The sequence below is a fragment of the Bradyrhizobium sp. Kon10 genome (assembly GCF_055807395.1).
On the sequence record NZ_JBVVOZ010000002.1, the window covers coordinates 124,945 to 142,955 of the forward strand.

At 65.0% G+C, this 18,011-nt stretch carries 12 protein-coding genes; 6 read left to right on the forward strand and 6 right to left on the reverse strand.

Annotated elements, in window-relative coordinates; all coding sequences use genetic code 11:
- Nucleotides 1-104 precede the first annotated feature (104 nt).
- The 3 genes from AC0L2O_RS03665 to AC0L2O_RS03675 all read left to right on the forward strand — a co-directional run bounded on the left by AC0L2O_RS03665 (nucleotide 105) and on the right by AC0L2O_RS03675 (nucleotide 4,839).
- Nucleotides 105-1,598, forward strand: coding sequence for an NAD-dependent succinate-semialdehyde dehydrogenase (locus tag AC0L2O_RS03665; RefSeq protein WP_473368743.1), 1,494 nt, complete (start codon nucleotides 105-107; stop codon nucleotides 1,596-1,598).
- Between the two features lie 21 nt (nucleotides 1,599-1,619).
- Nucleotides 1,620-2,762, forward strand: coding sequence for a helix-turn-helix domain-containing protein (locus tag AC0L2O_RS03670; protein WP_473368744.1), 1,143 nt, complete (start codon nucleotides 1,620-1,622; stop codon nucleotides 2,760-2,762).
- 133 nt (nucleotides 2,763-2,895) lie between these two features.
- A complete protein-coding gene (locus tag AC0L2O_RS03675; RefSeq protein WP_473368745.1) occupies nucleotides 2,896-4,839 on the forward strand; it encodes a serine hydrolase in 1,944 nt (647 codons plus the stop codon).
- 25 nt (nucleotides 4,840-4,864) lie between these two features.
- Here the strand turns inward: AC0L2O_RS03675 and AC0L2O_RS03680 are convergent, their stop codons facing one another.
- From AC0L2O_RS03680 to AC0L2O_RS03690, 3 genes are all read right to left on the reverse strand, one after another.
- On the reverse strand, nucleotides 4,865-7,075 hold the full coding sequence (locus AC0L2O_RS03680) for an SLC26A/SulP transporter family protein (protein WP_473368746.1): 2,211 nt from the start codon (nucleotides 7,073-7,075) through the stop codon (nucleotides 4,865-4,867).
- A 242-nt stretch (nucleotides 7,076-7,317) separates the two neighbouring features.
- Nucleotides 7,318-8,232 carry a phosphoribosylaminoimidazolesuccinocarboxamide synthase gene (locus AC0L2O_RS03685; RefSeq protein ID WP_473368747.1) on the reverse strand — a complete coding sequence of 305 codons (915 nt, stop codon included), beginning with the start codon at nucleotides 8,230-8,232 and terminating at the stop codon, nucleotides 7,318-7,320.
- A 63-nt stretch (nucleotides 8,233-8,295) separates the two neighbouring features.
- Entirely contained in the window at nucleotides 8,296-9,213 is a 918-nt protein-coding gene (locus AC0L2O_RS03690) for a pirin family protein (protein ID WP_473368748.1), read from the reverse strand.
- Nucleotides 9,214-9,481: 268 nt separating this feature from the next.
- On the opposite strand from AC0L2O_RS03690, the gene AC0L2O_RS03695 reads away from it, so the two are divergent.
- Together AC0L2O_RS03695 and AC0L2O_RS03700 are read left to right on the forward strand one after the other, a co-directional pair.
- Nucleotides 9,482-10,543, forward strand: a complete 1,062-nt coding sequence (locus AC0L2O_RS03695) for a helix-turn-helix domain-containing protein (protein ID WP_473368749.1) — start codon at nucleotides 9,482-9,484, stop codon at nucleotides 10,541-10,543.
- A gap of 146 nt (nucleotides 10,544-10,689) precedes the next feature.
- Nucleotides 10,690-12,117 (forward strand): serine hydrolase domain-containing protein, encoded by a 1,428-nt coding sequence (locus tag AC0L2O_RS03700; protein WP_473368750.1) that lies wholly within the window; start codon nucleotides 10,690-10,692, stop codon nucleotides 12,115-12,117.
- Nucleotides 12,118-12,299: 182 nt separating this feature from the next.
- Here AC0L2O_RS03700 and AC0L2O_RS03705 read toward each other — a convergent pair whose 3' ends face one another.
- Nucleotides 12,300-13,667 (reverse strand): MmgE/PrpD family protein, encoded by a 1,368-nt coding sequence (locus AC0L2O_RS03705; protein ID WP_473368751.1) that lies wholly within the window; start codon nucleotides 13,665-13,667, stop codon nucleotides 12,300-12,302.
- Between the two features lie 122 nt (nucleotides 13,668-13,789).
- On the opposite strand from AC0L2O_RS03705, the gene AC0L2O_RS03710 reads away from it, so the two are divergent.
- Nucleotides 13,790-14,905 (forward strand): FUSC family protein, encoded by a 1,116-nt coding sequence (locus AC0L2O_RS03710; protein ID WP_369720318.1) that lies wholly within the window; start codon nucleotides 13,790-13,792, stop codon nucleotides 14,903-14,905.
- 58 nt (nucleotides 14,906-14,963) lie between these two features.
- Here AC0L2O_RS03710 and AC0L2O_RS03715 read toward each other — a convergent pair whose 3' ends face one another.
- Both AC0L2O_RS03715 and murA read right to left on the reverse strand, forming a co-directional pair.
- Nucleotides 14,964-16,358: an MATE family efflux transporter gene (locus AC0L2O_RS03715; RefSeq protein ID WP_473368752.1), complete on the reverse strand. Its 1,395-nt coding sequence runs from the start codon at nucleotides 16,356-16,358 to the stop codon at nucleotides 14,964-14,966.
- Nucleotides 16,359-16,572: 214 nt separating this feature from the next.
- Nucleotides 16,573-17,868, reverse strand: coding sequence for a UDP-N-acetylglucosamine 1-carboxyvinyltransferase (gene murA / locus AC0L2O_RS03720; RefSeq protein ID WP_473368753.1), 1,296 nt, complete (start codon nucleotides 17,866-17,868; stop codon nucleotides 16,573-16,575).
- Nucleotides 17,869-18,011 lie beyond the last annotated feature (143 nt).

The window sequence follows — 18,011 nt, forward strand, 5'->3', positions numbered from 1 at the left end:
CGGTTCCTATCTAACTCCCACCAGATGCGCGTTGCGGGGCGGTGCATTGCGCGCCGCCTGTGCCTATATTCCGGGCCGATCCGATCGCCCGAAGGAGCAACGCCATGACCCCGACCGCCGCCGCACGCGCTCAGCAAACCACCGCCGCCTTGCGCGACCGGTTGAAGGATCCCTCGCTCCTCAAGGAGGCCTGCTATATTGACGGCGCCTGGGTCGGTTCGCCGAGTTTTGCCGTCAACAATCCCGCGACCGGCATCGAACTCGCGAAGGTGCCGCAGCTTTCGGCCGCTGACGCCACCAGGGCGGTCGAAGCCGCCGAGCGCGCCTTTCCTAGCTGGGCCAAGCACACCGCCAAGCAGCGCTCCAACATCTTGCGCAAATGGTTCGAACTGATCGTCGCCAACCGCGACGACCTCGCGCTGATCCTCACTTCCGAGCAGGGCAAGCCGCTCTCCGAAGCCCTCGGTGAGGTCGACATCGGCGGCGCCTATGTCGAGTTCTTTGCCGAAGAAGCCCGCCGCGTCTACGGCGAGACCATCCCGACCCAGCGGCCTGATGCGCGGCTGCTCGCGATCAAGCAGCCGATCGGCGTCTGCGGCGCGATCACGCCGTGGAATTTCCCGAACTCGATGATCACGCGAAAAGTCTCGCCGGCGCTTGCGGCCGGCTGCACCGTGGTGCTCAAGCCCGCCAACGAAACGCCGCTGTCGGCGCTCGCGCTCGCAGCTCTTGCGGAAAAAGCCGGCGTGCCCAAGGGCGTGTTCAACATCATCACCGGCGATGCGGCACCCATTGGCAAGGTGTTGTGCGAGCATCCGGCGGTGCGCTTTGTCGGCTTTACCGGTTCGACCGCCGTCGGCAAGATCCTCTACCAGCAGGCCTCCGTCGGTGTGAAACGGCTGGGGCTCGAGCTCGGCGGCAATGCGCCGTTCGTGGTGTTCGACGATGCCGATATCGACGCGGCGGTCGAAGGCGCGATCGTCTCGAAATACCGCAACATGGGCCAGACCTGCGTCTGCGCCAACCGCATCTATGCCCAGGACAAGATCTACGACGAGTTCGTGCAAAAGCTGTCGAAGAAGGTCGCGGCGATGAAGATCGGCGACGGCACCGAGAGTGGCGTCACTCAAGGGCCCCTGATCAACCTGAAAGCCGTCGACAAGGTCGAGCGCCACATTGCGGATGCCGTGAAGCGGGGCGCCAAGGTCGTCACCGGCGGCAAGCGCAGCGGGCTCGGACGCTCCTTCTTCGAACCGACCGTGCTGTCCGACGTCAAGCCGGACTCGCTGGTGGCGCAGGAAGAGACCTTTGGCCCGCTCGCGCCGGTGATCCGCTTCAAGGACGAAGCCGACGTCATCGCGATGTGCAACGCCTCGCCGTTCGGTCTCGCCTCCTACTTCTACTCCCGCGATCTCGGCCGCGTCTGGCGCGTGGCCGAAGCGCTGGAGTCGGGTATGGTCGGCGTCAACACCGGCCTGATCACCACCGAAGTCGCGCCGTTTGGCGGCGTCAAGGAGAGCGGCCTCGGCCGCGAAGGCTCGCATCACGGCATCGAAGAATATGTCGAGATCAAATACGTGATGATGGCGGGGGTGTAGCCTCGTCACCGATCGCCGATCATGGGCAGCAGCGGTCTCCTCTCGATCGATCTCGGCCTTCGCGGCGCGGCGGTCGGCCTGTCTTTGCTGCTGGCTTGCGTGGCGCTGCGCGACCGTCGTGACAGCACAGTTGCGCTGCTGGCAGCGGCGCTCACCCTCAGCGCCGCTGCTTCCGTAATCTGTTCAGCGCCGAATTTCCCGCGGCGGTGGGAATGGTGGAACCTGCTTCTGCTGACGTTGGCCTCCGGCGGCCCAGTCGTGTTCTGGTTGTGGGCACGCGCGGCGTTCGATGATGACTTCGTGCTGCGTCCCTGGCACGGCGTCCTATGGGCAGCGATGGGCGGAACTGAATTGCTGGTCGCTGGGGGCGCGGTCGAATGGCCGACCCCCGGACAGGCGCTCGACCGTGCGGTGCAGGCTGCATCTCTTGGCCTGGCCTTATTGGCTGTGGCGCAGACGCTTGCGACGTGGCGGGCGGATCTGGTGGAAGGACGGCGGCGGTTGCGAGTGGCCGTTCTGATCGGGACCTCGGCCTATATCGCCGTTGTATCGGTCCAGAGTTTTGCTCCGCCCCCTTTGACATCCGGTTCATCGGTCGCGAGTGTTGCCAGCGCTTTGGGCCTGTATGTCCTGTTAAGCTTGGCTGCATGGAATCTTCTCCAGGCGCCCGGAGCGCCGGAGGGCGCGAGGACTCTCCCCGCGGCAGCCGGTATCTTCGGCCAAGCACCGGCCGCCCCATCGCAAACGACGGACAAGCCCGTCATAGAACCGGCCTTGCTGCATCGGCTGGAGCGGTTAATGGTCGTAGACCGCGCCTATCGGCGCGCGGGGCTGACGATCGGGGTACTGTCCGCCCAGCTCGGTGTGCCGGAATACCGGCTGCGCCAACTCATCAATGAAGGTCTCGGCCACCGTAACTTCAATGCGTTCCTCAATAGCTACCGTATCGAGGAGGCCAAGGCGGCTTTGGCCGATCTCGAACAGTTCGAGGTGCCGGTATTGACGATCGCCATGGACACCGGATTCCAGTCGATCGGCCCGTTCAACCGCGCGTTCAAATCCGCCACCGACCTCACCCCCACCGAATTCCGGCGGCTGGCCTTGGCTGAGAACGCCTCGACGTCGAAGGCCAAGATCGATTCGGGAATCGGCAAGCCGGACTGAGGAATCGGCCAACCGAATTTCAGGATTTGGCGAGAGGAAACCGGAAATATCGGACAGATTCCGCGGCGATACGTGAACGCGGCGCGGAAACCGCCACATGAATCCCGGTTTGGCCTCGTCTGAGGGACTCCCCATGAAGATCATCCAGGCATCCAGCATGGTGGCGCTCTGGCTCTGTCTGTCGGGTGTGGCGTTGGCTGACGATTTGCAGACCGTCCGGGATCCGGACATCACGGGCTTTTCGGCGCGGCGGCTGGAGCGGATGACCTCCTGGTTTAAGGCGGCGAGCGAAAAGGGCGATCCCTCCGGTTTTGTCGTGGGGATCGCCCGGGACGGCAAGCTCGCCTATTTGCAAGCCACCGGCTTCGAGGACCAGGACAAGAAAACTCCGATGCGCCCGGATTCGATCTTTCGCATCGGATCGATGTCCAAGCAGATAACCAGCGTCGCCACCATGATGCTGGTCGATGACGGCAAGCTCGATCTCGATGCTCCCGTGGCGCAGTATCTGCCGGAGCTCGGGGATATGCAGGTCGTCAAGAAGGATCCGGCTACCGGCAATCCGATCCTCTCGGATCTTGCGCAGAGAAATTTTGAACCGGCGAAGCGCGCGATGACTATCCGTGACCTGCTGCGCAATACGTCCGGGCTGGTTTATGCCACGGGGGATTACGGCGATCCCGGATTTGAGAATGCGGCGGTGCATTTGCTTTACGGCTTCAAGGCCCCATTTCGACGCGACAAGCCGATCGCCTCTTTCGTCGCTGATCTCGGCAAACTCCCGCTTCTGCACCAGCCGGGCGAAGTCTGGGAATATGCCATCGGCTACGACGTGCTCGGCCGCGTCATCGAAATCGCGTCGGGCCAGACATTCGATCAGTTTCTGCAAAGCCGCCTCTTCGCGCCGCTGCACATGGTCGATAGCGGCTTCTCGGTACCGCAGGACAAGCTTGCCCGTCTCGTCGCCGTGCCCGGCGCGCAGCCCCAGCTCCTTTCGGATGGCGACGTCGGCAAGCCGCAGACGTTCTTCTCCGGCGGTGGAGGCATCGTTTCGACGGTTCCTGATTTTCTGCGCTTCTGCCAGATGCTGCTCAACGGCGGCGAGCTTGACGGCGTACGCATCCTGAAGCCTGAAACCGTCCGGCTGATGACGACGAATTCGCTGCCGCCCGACATGCACATCGCAGGACACGAAGTCGGTCCAGCTTTTGGCACGGGCTGGGGGCTCGGCTTCGCCATTCGCACCGATCCAGATTACAGCCTGATTCCGGGCTCTGTCGGCAGCTTCAATTGGCAAGGTAGCTGGGGCACGTTTTTCTCGGTTGATCCGGTGCAGAAGCTGATTCTGGTGATGATGATGCAGCGGAGCCAGTACAGTGAAAACGGTTTCTACTTCAATGCCATCCGGCGTCTGCCGTATACTGCGTTGAAGGTTCCCGAAGCCCCCGCTCCCGTCGCATTGGAGCTGGGAAATACCGATACGCTCACCGAATATGTCGGACGCTACGATTTCGGCGGGTCTACAAGTTCGCTGGACAGACAGGTTATGGTCGCCGATGGCAATAGCTGGACTGGTCTTGAGTCCGTTGTCGCGGAGTCGGATGGTCTGAGGGTGATCAAACCGGCCCAAGAAGGCCCCGCCGCGAAGGCGGGCGTCCTCGCAGGAGACCTCATCACAGCTATCGATGGCGCTTCGATCAAAGGCCTCACGCTAGAAGCGGCCTTTCGCAAGATTTCAGGTCCGGTCAACGCCGCGATCAAGCTCAAAATCTTCCGCCAAAACCAAAGCGATGCGCGCGTTCTCACATTTGCCCGGGAGGCGGTCCCTTCGCACAGCGTTCAGCTTCGGGTCGGTGTCTCGGATGGCAAGCTGGTCGTTGAAGCATCGGGCGGTTGGTCGATCCTTGATTTTGACAAGGGCCAACCGACGCGCCTGGCGTTTCTTTCGAAAGATGAATTCTTCGTCCAGAGCGGCGATCATACGCGGATCGCCTTTACTCGCGACGCGGTTGGCAAAGTTAACGGGGCGGTTCTCAATCCAGGACCATGGGAGCAACGCGGCGCGCTCGCTCAATAGCGAGGGATACGGGGATTGGCAGCTTCTACCGCCGCAGCACCGCGATCGTCCGGTTCGCGAATGTCAGCCGCTCCGCCATCACCGACACGAAATAGGTCAGCAGCTTGTGGCTGAGCGCGGGATCCTCGCGCTTGATCGCGTCGAACTGGTGCGTGTTCAGTACATAGAGCACGCTGTCGACCTCGGCCTGGATGGTGGCGCTGCGCGGGGTCTGTGACACAAGGCCCATCTCGCCGATCGTGGTGTAGCGGCCGAGGCTGCGCACGCGGGTGGTGCGGTCGTCCTCGGCCGGAATCATGATGCCGACGCGGCCGTCGAGGATGAAGTGCATGGAATCGGCCGGGTCGCCGGCCTGCACGATGATGTCGCCGGCCTCGACCTCCAGGCGCTGGCAGCGGCGGATCAACGCGTCGGCGTCGCCCTCGCTGTCGAGAATGCCTGTGAACCAGTCGCGCAAGCTGGCCTGTTCCTGCGCCAGCCCCTGATGCTGCGCGATGAGCTCGTTCTCGCACCACTCCAGTGCACGATCGAGCTCGGGAATGATGATGACGCCGTCGCTGATGAAATCGCTGGAGCGCAGCACCTTCTCGGCCGCCGCCGACAGGTGCACCAGGATCAGCTCGACCCCGACATCACCCGCACTGCGCTTGATCTGCGCAAAACTATAGGCGGCCGATGAGTCGATTCCGGTGACGAGCTTGAAGTCGAATAGCAGATAACGGCACTCCGGGCGCTCCTGAAGCAGCTGCTTGACGTGCTGGTAGAGCCGGTTGGCGGAGCCGAAGAACAGATAGCTCTGGAGGTTGAGGCCCTGGATCTTGCCGCCATGCGCCAGCAGCACCTTCTGGTCGTCGCGCGAGCGGTCAAGCGAGGAGCGATATTCGGAGCCGTCAAAACTGTATTTGATCGATTCGACCCGCGCCGCGCTGAACGCGAAAGTCGCGCAGCCGAAGATCACGCCGATCAGGATGCCTGGCACGAAGCCCCAGACGACGATGATCGCGATGATGGCGATCAGCGACAGATATTCGAGATTTGAAAGCCGCCTGCGCGATTCGATGAGCCATTTGTGCAGCTGGTCGGCGCCGAGATAGAGCAGCAGGCCGCCGAGCACGAATTTCGGCATGAAGCCGAGCAGCTCCGGTGCAACGGCGAGCATCAGCAGCGATATCGCTGCAACGGTGAGGGCGGACAGGCGCCCGCGGCCGCCGCTGGAGAAATTGAGGATCGAGCGGCTGACCGAGATGCAGCCGGCATAGCCGGCGAGGGCGCCGGTCAGGATGTTGGCGACGCCGGTGATGTTCAGCTCGCGCTCCAGATTGGCCTCGCGATGCACGGCGACCTCGATCCCGGTGGTGTTGAACAGCGTGCTGGAGGCCGCAACGAAGATGACGGCGACCACATTGCCGAGCAGGTCCGGGACAGCCGACCAGGGGTAGCTGGCGAGATCCTCGGTGTGCCAGGGCAGCATGAAGGCCGCCGGTGGCGGCGGCCGGAAGGTCCAGCCCATGGCGCGGGCCTCGTCCGGTGAAATCCCGGCGATCCAGAACGCCAGATGTGCCGCGAGCATGCCGCCGACCAGGATGATCGGCAACCCGAACGGGCTGCGCGACCGGTGCCAGGTCAGGTACAGCACCAGTGCAATCACGCAGGCGGCGCCCAGTTCCGAAAGCGTGACGGCGTTGGTGAAGCGCAGCATTGTTGCGAACTGCACGGGATGATCGGTGATCACCCGGATCGCACCCATCACGATCAAAAGCCCTGTGGCGCCAAGAAAGCCGCCGATGACGGGATAAGGCACGTAGCGGATGGCGCGGCCCATCCGCGTCAGGCCCAATCCGCACAGCGCTACCCCGGTCAGCACGGTCGACAGGCCAAGCGTGATCAGGACCGGCGAGAGCAGGGGTAACTGAGCCGCCTCGATGCGTTCGACCACCGAGGCGGCCAAAATGCCCGTTACCGCGACGGTCGAGCTGTCGGGGCCGCCGACAGCAAAGGGTAGGGAGCTGCCCAACCCGATCGTCGCCGCAAGCACCGCGGTGCTGATGAAGGTTGCTGCAATACCGTAGGCGAGATAGGGCGACAGCGGGCCGGCGAAGATCAGCAGCGCATAGGACAGCCCGAAGGTGACGGCCAGGACGCTGGCGGCTGCTCCGCCCAAGACATCATTCAGCGCACGTTTGAGCGACGGATTGACCCCGGCGACCGGACCGAAGCCAATTGCTGGATCTGTCACGTCCTGACACTCGCTCATGAGGATTGCCGTCCGAGAGGTAGACGACAGCGAGCCTAGCGCAACAGGATTCTTTCAAGTGTGAAATTGTCGACATTTTGGGCGACGACGGCAGGGATTTAGCTGGCCGAGGCTCTCCCCGTCGTTGCGAGCGCAGCGAAGCAATCCAGAATCCCGCCGTTGAGACAGGCTGGATTGCTTCGCTTCGCCGCTTCGCTCGCAATGACGGATTGAGCGGGGCCGCCCTAAATCTTCAGCTCCGCCCCCGTCACCCGCCGATACGCTTCCAGGTACCTTTTGCTGGTCGCCTCCACCACGCTCGCCGGCAGAGGCGGCGGTGGGGCGTCGCCGTTCCAGCGGCCGGCGTGACGTTCGACGTCGAGATAGTCGCGCAGCGGCTGCTTGTCGAAGCTCGCCTGCGGCTGGCCGGGCTTGTAGGCGTCGACCGCCCAGAACCGCGAGGAGTCCGGCGTCATCACCTCGTCGATCAGGATGATGCGGCCGTCCTTGTCGCGGCCGAACTCGAACTTGGTGTCGGCGATGATGATGCCCTGCTCGCGGGCGAGCTCCTCGCCGAGCGTGTAGATCGCGCGCGTCATGCTCTCGAGCGTGTAGGCCGTCTCGTCGCCGACGACCTCGCGCATCCGCACGATCGTGATGTTCTCGTCATGGCCGGTCTCGGCCTTGGTGGCCGGGCTGAAGATCGCGGGCTCGAGCTTTTCGCTTTCGACCAGACCGGCTTTCAGCTTCTCACCCGCGAGCGTGCCGGAGCCGGCATATTCCTTCCAGGCGGAGCCTGAGAGATAGCCGCGGATCACGCATTCGATCGGGAATACCGTCGTCCGCTTGCACAGCATGGCGCGGCCGAGAATCTCGGCGCGATGCGGCTTCAAGACCGGCAGGGCTGCGATGATCTCGTCGGTATCGGCGCTGATCATGTGATGCGGCACCACGCCTTCGAGCTCGCCAAACCAGAACGCACTGATCTGGGTCAGCACCGCGCCCTTCATCGGGATTGTCTCGCCCATCACGACGTCGAAGGCGCTGATGCGGTCGGTGGTGACGAGCAACAGGCGGTCGTCGTCGACGGCGTAGATGTCGCGCACCTTGCCGCGCCCGATCTTGGGCAAAGGCAGGTCGCTGGAGAGCATGGTGGTCATCAGCGGGACTTTCAGGGCAGAAATCGAGCCGCACCGGAGCGCGCGACCGGACACCGGATTAGCCTATTCCGGCAGCGGAATGAACTCATGTTCCTGCGGAACCGCCGCGAACCGGCCGGTTTTCCAGTCCTGCTTGGCCTGCTCGATCCGCTCCTTGCTGGAGGACACGAAATTCCACCAGATGTGGCGCGGCCCTTCCAGCGCATCGCCGCCGAGAAACATCATCCGCGTCGGTTTCAACGTCTTCACCGTGATGCGGTCGCCGGGCCGGAAGATCAGCAGCCGCGGCCCCTCGTAGCGTTCGTTCGCGATCTCGACCTCGCCGTCGACGACATAGATCGCGCGCTCCTCGTGATCGGGATCGAGCGGCACGCTGGCGCCCGCGACAGCCGTGACCTCGGTGTAGAACCAGGGTGAGACCATCGAGACCGGCGAGGTAATGCCGAAAGCGGAGCCCGCGATCACGCGCGCGGTGAAATCGCGCTCGGAGATCATCGGCAAATCGCCCGCGCCATAATGCTGGAATGACGGCGCGATCTCTTCGGATCCGGCCGGAAGGGCGATCCAGCTTTGCAGGCCGAGCATCTGCTGGCCTGACGCGCGCTGCGCATCCGGCGTGCGCTCGGAATGGGCGATGCCGCGACCGGCCGTCATCAAATTCATCGCGCCGGGCTGGATCTCGCGGATGTTGCCCTCGCTGTCGCGATGCATGATCGAGCCGTCAAAGAGATAGGTCACGGTGGCGAGCCCGATATGCGGATGCGGCCGTACGTCCATGCCCTTGCCCGACATGAACTGAACCGGGCCGAAATGGTCGAAGAAAATGAAGGGACCGACCATCTGCCGCTTGCCATGCGGCAGCGCGCGCCGCACCACGAACCCGTCGCCGAGATCGCGGGTGCGCGGCACGATGACGAGATCGAGCGCATCGCAGGACATGGGATCGCCGAGCACGGGATCGTTGGAGGGTTGCCAGCTCATGGTGGACTCCTTTTGGCCTTTTTCGAGCTAAATCGTAACAGGATTTCGTGCGGCCGTCGCGGCATAGCGGACCACATACTCCGCTGTCATGCCCGCGAAGGCGGCCATCCAGTACGCCGCGGCCTCTCGGCTCGATCACTGCCGTCTCGGCGTACTGGATCGTCCGGTCAAGCCGGACGATGACAGCTGGGGTGCGGATGGTGCTTGAAAAAATCAACCCGACGAACGATGTTCGGCCGACCGCAACCGTGATCGACCGCAGCCTTCGATGACAACAGCCGCCCTCGAACTCGCCTTCCGTGCTGCCAGCGTGGCGCTGTTGCTGATGCTGGCGACGTCATTGCTCGCGGGTTTTCGCAATGTGCCGGCCGGGCGGCTCGGCGCGGCTTTCGCGCTGGGCTCGGCCGCGCATGCGGCGAGCTATTCCGTGGATGTCACGTCGCGGGTCCCGCTCTGGCATGCACCGCTGATCGCATTGTCGACCGGGACCATGGTGGTGTTCTGGCTGTTCACGCGCTCCCTGTTCGACGACGAGTTTCGCCTGCGCTGGTGGCACGGAGCGATCTGGGCGCTGGTGACGGCCTTCAGCTTCGCGGGCTGCGTCTGGATTGCACCCAGCGGCCATGTGCGGTTCTCGGTCACGGTGATCAATCTGATCGTGCTCGGCTTCATTGCGCTTGCGATCGGGCAGACGATCGCCTCGTGGCCGGCCGACCTGGTCGAGCGCCGCCGCAGCGCTCGCGTCTTCGTCGTCTGCGCAACCGCGCTCTATGGCGGGCTGAACGCGCTGCTCCAGATCGCCGTCGCCGGCCACCACGTCGGCGATGTCGCCGAAACCATCAATGCCGGCGTGCTTGCCTGCACCGTCGCGGCGATCGTCCATGCCATGATGCGCGTTGACGGGGCGGACCTGTTTCCGGCCGCTGCGGAGCCAGCACCGCCGATCGTTTTCAGTCGGCCCGCGGTCGATGACGCCGCCGACCAAAAGCTCGTCGACGCCTTGATGCGGCTGATGGCGGACGAGCGGATCTATCGTCAGGAGAACATCACCATCGGCGTGCTGGCGGGCCGGCTCAAAATTCCGGAATACCGGCTGCGCCGGCTGATCAACCAGCGGCTCGGCTATCGCAACTTCAATGTGTTTTTGAACAATCACCGGATCGAGGAGGCGAAGGCCGCGCTCGCCGATCCCGCCCAGGTCGAGGTTCCCGTCATCACCATCGCGATGGACTCAGGCTTCCAGTCGCTCGGTCCATTCAATCGCGCCTTCAAGGCAGTAACGGGCGTGACGCCGACGGAATATCGCCGGCTGAAGGCTGATGCGGCCTGAATTACCAGCCCACTGAAATCACATCAGAATTTCAAACTCGGCTAGCCTCGGTCAGTTTCGACGAGGTCGTATTTCGAATCCGGCGAGCACACCTCGCCCGCGTCCGGCTCCTTCTCCGCCACCCGTCCCGAAGCCGGAGAAAGCCCGTGACCCGCCGCCGCAAGATCATCCTCGCCACCACCGCCATCGCCTGTGCCGGCCTCGCTCTGGGCGCGGCGCGGGCCCGCAACGTGCCCAAGGTTGCCACCGGCTTCATCGCCCATACGCTCTGTTCGGAGACGTTCGTCTCCGGCCTCGATCCCAGCCGCGACCTCGCCGAGACCACGGACGCGATGCCCGGTGCGGGTCTTTTGACCTGGGCGATGGATTTTCGGGTCGATCGCGCCCGTAAGGATGTCACCGTGTCCCTGTTCGGCATTGGTCGCAGCCATGCCGTCTATCGCGAGGGGCTCGGCTGCACGCTCGAGCACGGCACCGCGCTCACCGACGTGGCGTTACCAGCCGATGACGAGCGGCCCGCCTTGCTCCCCGAGATCGCCGGCCCGGGGATCGTGCCGCCGCAAAGCGAGGGGCTGTCGGCCGCGCTCGACCGCGCTTTCGCCGAGCCCGCGCAACCGCCCTATCGCCGCACCCGCGCGATCGTCGTCATGAAGGCGGGGCGCATCGTCGCCGAGCGCTATGCGGATGGTGTCGGGCCGCAGACGCAGCTGCTCGGCTTCTCCATGACGAAGTCGGTGACCTCGGCGCTGACAGGCATTCTCGTGCGCCAGGGCAAGTTGAAACTCGACGGGCCGGCGCCGGTCGCCGCCTGGCAAAATCCGGATGATCCGCGCCATGTCATCACCGTCGATCAATTGCTGCGTCACACCGCTGGGCTTGCGCTCGGAAGCTCGTTGGAGGCCTCGCTCGGCTCCGTCCTCGAACCGGTCAATGCCATGAAATACGCCGAGGACGATATGGCGAGCTTTGCCGAGCGCGCGCCGCTTGCGACCGCACCGGGCGCGGCGTGGAATTATCATGACGGCAACTTCCTCATTCTCGCGCAGCTGATCCGCAATGCCGCCGGTGGCAAGGCCGGGGACGCGCTGGCCTTCGCGCGCCGCGAATTGTTTGCGCCGCTCGGCATGCGCGACGTCACGCTCCAGCTCGACGGAGCCGGCACGATCGAGGGCTCCGGCGAGATGCTGGCATCCGCGCGCGACTGGGCGCGTTTCGGCCAGCTCTATCTCAATGACGGCGTCGTCGGCGGCAAGCGCATCCTCCCGGAAGGCTGGGTGAATTATTCCGCGACGGCGACGCCGCATGCCTGGGTCGGCATCGGCGCCGGCTTCTGGACCAATCAGGGCGACAGCTTTGGCGCGAAGTTTCGCGTGGAGCACGGCTGGCCGCGCGATGCCTTCTTCGCCAAGGGCACGATCGGACAGTACACGATCGTGATCCCCTCGGAAAAACTTGTGATCGTACGGATGGGCCGCTCGCTGAACTGGCCGCCGCAAGTGGATGGTGTGTTCGATCTGGTCCGGGATGTGGTGGCGGCGACGCGCGAGAGGGAAAAGATGACGAGAGCGAATTAGCGCGCTGCTCTCTTCCTTCTCCCTTGTGGGAGAAGGTGGCGCGAAGCGCCGGATGAGGGGTCTGTCTCCGCGATTTCTACTGCAACAGATGTGCTCGCCGAGAGAACCCCTCACCCGGCTCGCCGCTATGCGGCGAACCACCCTCTCCCACAAGGGGCGAGGGTGCACCGCCGGCGCGAATTCTACCGCCCCAGCTCCGTGGCCTTCGCCACACGATCGAACCGCTCCAGCGTCATGATCGCATCGGCGAATGTCTCCGCCCGTGCATTCAGCACCGGCCGTGCCAACGTCAGAAACTTCTGCTGCATCGCCTGCGTATCGGGGAACGAGTTCGGCTCGCCGGAGGGATCGGCGTAGAGCCGCTCGTGCACGCCATCGTCGGTGGTGATGCTGACCCGGGCACCGAACGGATGGGTGCGGCCAACCTCGAGGCGGTCGTCCTGCACCACGTCGAACTTGTCGGCGAGCGCGTCGATCGCGGCATCGCCGAGGCGGCCGTAATCGTCCCAGCCAAATGAGCCCTGGTCGAGCGCGAGCGCGCCGGTGAAGAACATCGAGAACTGGCCGCCGACGATCGAGGTCGGATGCCGCTTGGTGGCGGCATCGCCGGTCAGCGTGATGCCGTTGCGATGCAGCCCGATCTCGACGCGCTTGACCTGGTCGGGTGTCAGATTGTGCTCGCGCCGCATCGCGATCAGCGCGTCGATCGCGGCATGCGTATAACGGCAGCTCGGATAGGGTTTGACGCCGATCTTCATGGTCTCGTAGGTCTTGCCGAGCCCGGCCACCGCCTTGTCGGGATGCGCATCGTCGGTGTAGCCGGCGAGCAGGCCGTGCTTGCCTTCGACCGATTCCGTCGCGCCGACGAAATCGTTGCGCGCCAGCGTCGCGGCGATCACGCCGTTCATGGCGGCGGCGCCGACCTGGTAGCGCTTGTTCCAGCCACCGTTGACCAGAAATTGCAGCGAGCCCGCGGCCTGGCTGCCGGAGACGCCGAACGCCGCGATGATCTGCTGCTCGCTGAGGCCGTACAGCTTGCCGGCTGCCGCCGCCGCGCCATAGGTGCCGGCGGTCGCGGTCGGATGGAAGCCGCGCGCATAATGCGAGGTCGGGTCGAGCGCGTTGCCGAGCCGGCAACAGACCTCGTAGCCCGCGACGATCGCGGTCAGCACGTCGCGCCCGGAGGCGCCGACCATCTCGCCGGTTGCCAACGCGGCCGGAACCACCGGCGCGCTCGGATGCAGCGAGGAATCCGCGTGCGTGTCGTCGAAGTCGAGGGAATGGCCGAGCGCTCCGTTGAGGAGCGCCGCCACCGCGGGGGTCCAGGTCTTGCTGTCGCCGAACACGGTCGAGTCACCCTTGGTGTCGAGCGCCAGCGCTTCCAGCATTTTCAGCAGCGACGGGGTCGATTCCGCCTCGCTGCGGGCGCGGATGGCGCTGCCGAGGAAATCCAGCGTCAACATCTTGGCGCGCTCCAGCACCTCCGCCGGAATATCCCCGTATTTCAGATTGAAGACATAGGCAGCGAGCGTTGCGGTTTCGTGAGCCATCGTGTTTCCTCGATTTGGCGGGCAAGTTAGGCGGGCTGATTTGGGCTTTCAAGCGGCCTCGCGGCCGTGGGCATCAGCTATGCTGCCGGCATGGACGGGATCGGCGACCGAGGCGTTTGACCATGGCACTCGCAACACAGCTGTTCGACCGGGTCTGGTCGCGAAAAACGCAACTAGGCTTGGCGGTCCGGGTCACGGTGGCCGCAACGGCCGCCTATGCAGTTGCCACGGCCCTGCACCTGCTGTTGCCGCTGTGGGCGGTCCTCACCTCCATCATCGTGACCCAGATGAGCGTAGGACGCTCGCTGAAGGCGACGCGCGACTACATGCTCGGCACGATCGGCGGCGCGGTCTATGGTGGCGCCATCGCAATCCTGATCCCTTATTCCGGCGAACTCGGTCTTCTCGGCTTGCTGGTGCTGGCGGTGGCGCCGCTGGCCTTTGTCGCGGCGATCTATCCGAACTTGAGCTCTGCAACGGTGACGGCCGTGATCGTGCTCGTGCTTCCCACCATGCACCATGCCGATCCCATGGCCTCGGCGATCGATCGCGTCAGCGAGGTCTCGGTCGGCGCCATCACCGGGCTGCTGGTCTCCTTCCTGGTGCTGCCGTCGCGCGCGGTGCAGCAGATTCGCGCCAGCGCGGCGAAACTGCTCGAGCTGATCGCGGAGGCGTTCACGGAGCTGCTCGCCGGACTGACCCGCGGCCGCGACAACGACGCGCTGCACCGGATCCAGGATGGCATCGGCACCGCGATGGTAGGCCTCAACGCCATCGGCTCGGAGGCCGAGCGTGAGCGCGCGGCGCGCCTGTCGGGTGGTCCGGATACCGGCCCGCTGCTGCGAACCATTCTGCGGCTACGCCACGATGTCGTGATGATCGGCCGCTCCACCGTGGTGCCGTTGCCGGTCGAGGTGCAGGTCATGCTCGCCGCCCCGCTGGCGGAAGTCAGCGCGGCGATCGTGCGCTTCCTGAAATCGGCGGCTGAAGCCTTGCGCGAGGGCGCCGGCGCGCCGCCGATCCACCCCGTGCACGTCGCGCTCCAGCATTATTCCGACGCCGTCGCCGCCGTGCGCCAGGAAGGCCTGATCCGCGGCCAGCCCGCCGACACCGCGGAGCGCTTCTTCGCCCTCGGCTTCTCGCTGGAGCAGATGCACCAGAACCTCTGCGATCTCGACCGCGTCGTCGGCGAATGGTCGGAAGCCGCGGCGGACAAGCCCGCGCGGGTGACGGAGTGAGTGAAACGGAATGGGCTTAAGCTGATCAATCCGGCCACGAACTGGCGGACTGTGCCGATCATCCCGCCAATCTGCGCGCCAGCCGCTGGAAGCGCAGGATCAACAGCCCGGCATAGACGAACGAGCCGATCGACAGCCCAATCCAGACACCGACCGCGCCGAGATGGGCGTGAAATGCCAATATCCAGGCGATCGGGAAGGCAACGCACCAATAGCCGATCGCCGCGAACACCAGCGTCATCCTGGTGTCGTTGAGGCCGCGCAGCGCGCCGCCGATGATGGTCTGGAGGCCGTCGGCGATGAAGAAGGTGGCGCCGACCAGGAGCAGCGTCGCGGTCAGCTCGACGGTGGCCGCGCTGGCCTCGCCGCTGCCGAAGAACAGCCGCCCCAGCGCATAACGGCCGAGGACGATCGCGATGGTCAGGGCCGCGACGAACGCGATTCCGAGCACCGCCGCGACGAGACCCGCGCGCCGCACGGCCGCAGGCTCGTTGCGGCCGACGGCGTGGCCGACCCGGACGGTCGCGGCCATGCCGATGCCGAGCGGCACCATGAACAGCACGGCCGTGACCTGAAGCGCGATCTGGTGCGCGGCAAGCGCGGTGGTCGAGATCAGGCCCATCAACAGCGCCGCCGAGGAGAACAAGCCATATTCCATCAGCATCGAAAACGAGATCGGCGCCCCGAGCGCGACGAGCTCGCGCAGCAGCGGCCAGTCGATCCGCCAGAGATCGGCGAGCGGCCGATACGAGGCGAACGGCTTTCGCCAGGCGACGATTGCGAGAGCTGCGACAAAGGTCCCGAGATTGACCAAACTGGTCGCGAGGCCTGCGCCAAGCAGGCCGAGTTCCGGCAGGCCGAACAGGCCGTGGATCAGCACGTAGACCAGGGCGCCGTTGGCGGGGATCGCCGCGAGCGTGATCCACAGCGGCGCCTGCGGCCTGTTCATCGCGCTCATCAGGCCGCGCAGGGCGACGAAGCCGAGTGCGGGTGCGATGCCCCAGGCCAGCCCGTTCAGATAGTGCTGGGCCAGCGCGGCCGAATGTGGCGCCTGCCCGAGCGCCAGCAGGATGTGCTCGCCATAGAGCGGCGAGGCCATCATCGGCAGCGATATCAGCAATGCCACCCACAGGCCGACGCGCAAGGCGCGCCGCATCCGCCTGACGTCGCCGGCGCCAAACGCCTGCGCAGCCAGCGGCGACACCGCGACGACGAGACCGAGTCCGAAGGTGAAGCTGACGAAATACACCGTGTGCGCAAGTGCCGCAGCCGCGACCGCGTCCTCGCCAAGTCGGCCGATCAGCGCGAGATCGGTCGTCATCATCGCCATCTGCCCGAGCTGCGTCAGCATCATCGGCACGGCCAGCCGCAGCGTCTCGACGAATTCATCGGCGAGATGGTTTTGCGCGCCGGCTTGCGGCGGCTGCGGAGGATGTTGGACAGTGTCGAGCATGGCGGCGTCAATAGCACAGCCGCACGTCGAAAACATGGCTCCGAGAGCAAGACGGGTGAGTGGCTCTATCTGCTAGCTCGGTATCGTAGGGTGGGCAAAGGCGCACTTGCGCCGTGCCCACCATCAAGGATTTCGAGAGAAATGGTGGGCACGCTTCGCTTTGCCCACCCTACGATACTGTCGTCGCGGAGAGTTCTCCCGCAACGGAAGCACCTCAGCCCTTCCGCTCCGGCACCCGCTTGATCTTCGCGCCCAGGGCGTTGAGCCGTTCGTCGATGCGCTCGTAGCCGCGCTCGATCTGGTCGGCGTTGTTGATGGTGGAGGTGCCCTCGGCGCAGACCGCCGCAAGCAGCATCGCCATGCCGGCGCGGATATCGGGTGAGATCATCGATGCGCCGCGCAAGCGGCTCGGGCCGGCGATGATGGCGCGATGAGGATCGCACAGCACGATGCGGGCGCCCATCGCGATCAGCTTGTCGACGAAGAACATCCGCGATTCGAACATCTTCTCGAACATCAGGATCACGCCCTCGCATTGCGTGGCGGTGACGATCGCGATCGACATCAGATCGGCCGGGAAAGCGGGCCAGGGCTGGTCCTCCAGCTTCGGCACGTGGCCGCCGAAATCGTCCTGGATCTTCAGCGTCTGGTTCGAGGGCACGATGAGATCATCGCCCTCGACGCGGCAGACGATGCCAAGCCGCTCGAAGCCCATGCGGATGGAGCGCAGATGCTCGACGCCGGCACGCACGATGCGCAGCGGGGAACGCGTCACGGCGGCAAGCCCGATCAGCGAGCCGACCTCGATGTGGTCGGGCTGAATCGAATAGGTCGCGGCACCCAGCGTCGCCGGGCCGTGGATGATCATGGTATTGGTGCCGATGCCCTCGATTTTCGCACCGAGCGCGACCAGGAAATTGGCGAGGTCCTGCACATGCGGTTCGGAGGCCGCGTTGCGCAAATAGGTCGTGCCGTCGGCGGCGACCGCCGCGACCAGCGCGTTCTCGGTCGCCGTGACGCTCGGCTCGTCCAGGAACACATCGGCGCCGGTGAGCTTCGACGCGCGGAATTCCAGCCGGTCGGTCGCCGTGACCTTGGCGCCGAGCTGCTCCAGCGCCAGCATATGCGTGTCGAGCCGGCGCCGGCCGATGACATCGCCGCCCGGCGGCGGCAGCATCACTTCGCCGCAGCGGGCGAGCAGCGGGCCCGCGAGCAGGATCGAGGCGCGGATACGGACGCAGAGCTCGGGATCGAGATCGGCGGCGCGGATGCTCTTGGCGTGAATATGCAGCGTGTTGCGGGCGCTCCATTCGGCCGCCGCGCCAACCGAGCGGATCAGCTCCACCAGCGTCTCGGTGTCGCGGATCCGCGGCACGTTCAGCAGCGTGACCGGGTGCTCGGTGAGCAGCGCGGCCGCGATGATCGGCAGTGCCGAATTCTTGTTGCCGGACGGCTCGATCGAGCCCGAGAGCCGGTGACCGCCCTCGACGATGTACTGAATGGGCGCCACGGGAGTCTCTCGCTGTCTGTTGGGTGGGCGGCGGGTTACGGAGGCGGAAACTACCGACAATTGAGCGGGGGAGCAATTCTGCACTTGTCGTGGCGTGGGGCTGCTTCGCAGCCGCGATGGAGGTGCGCTCCCTCCCTCGCCTG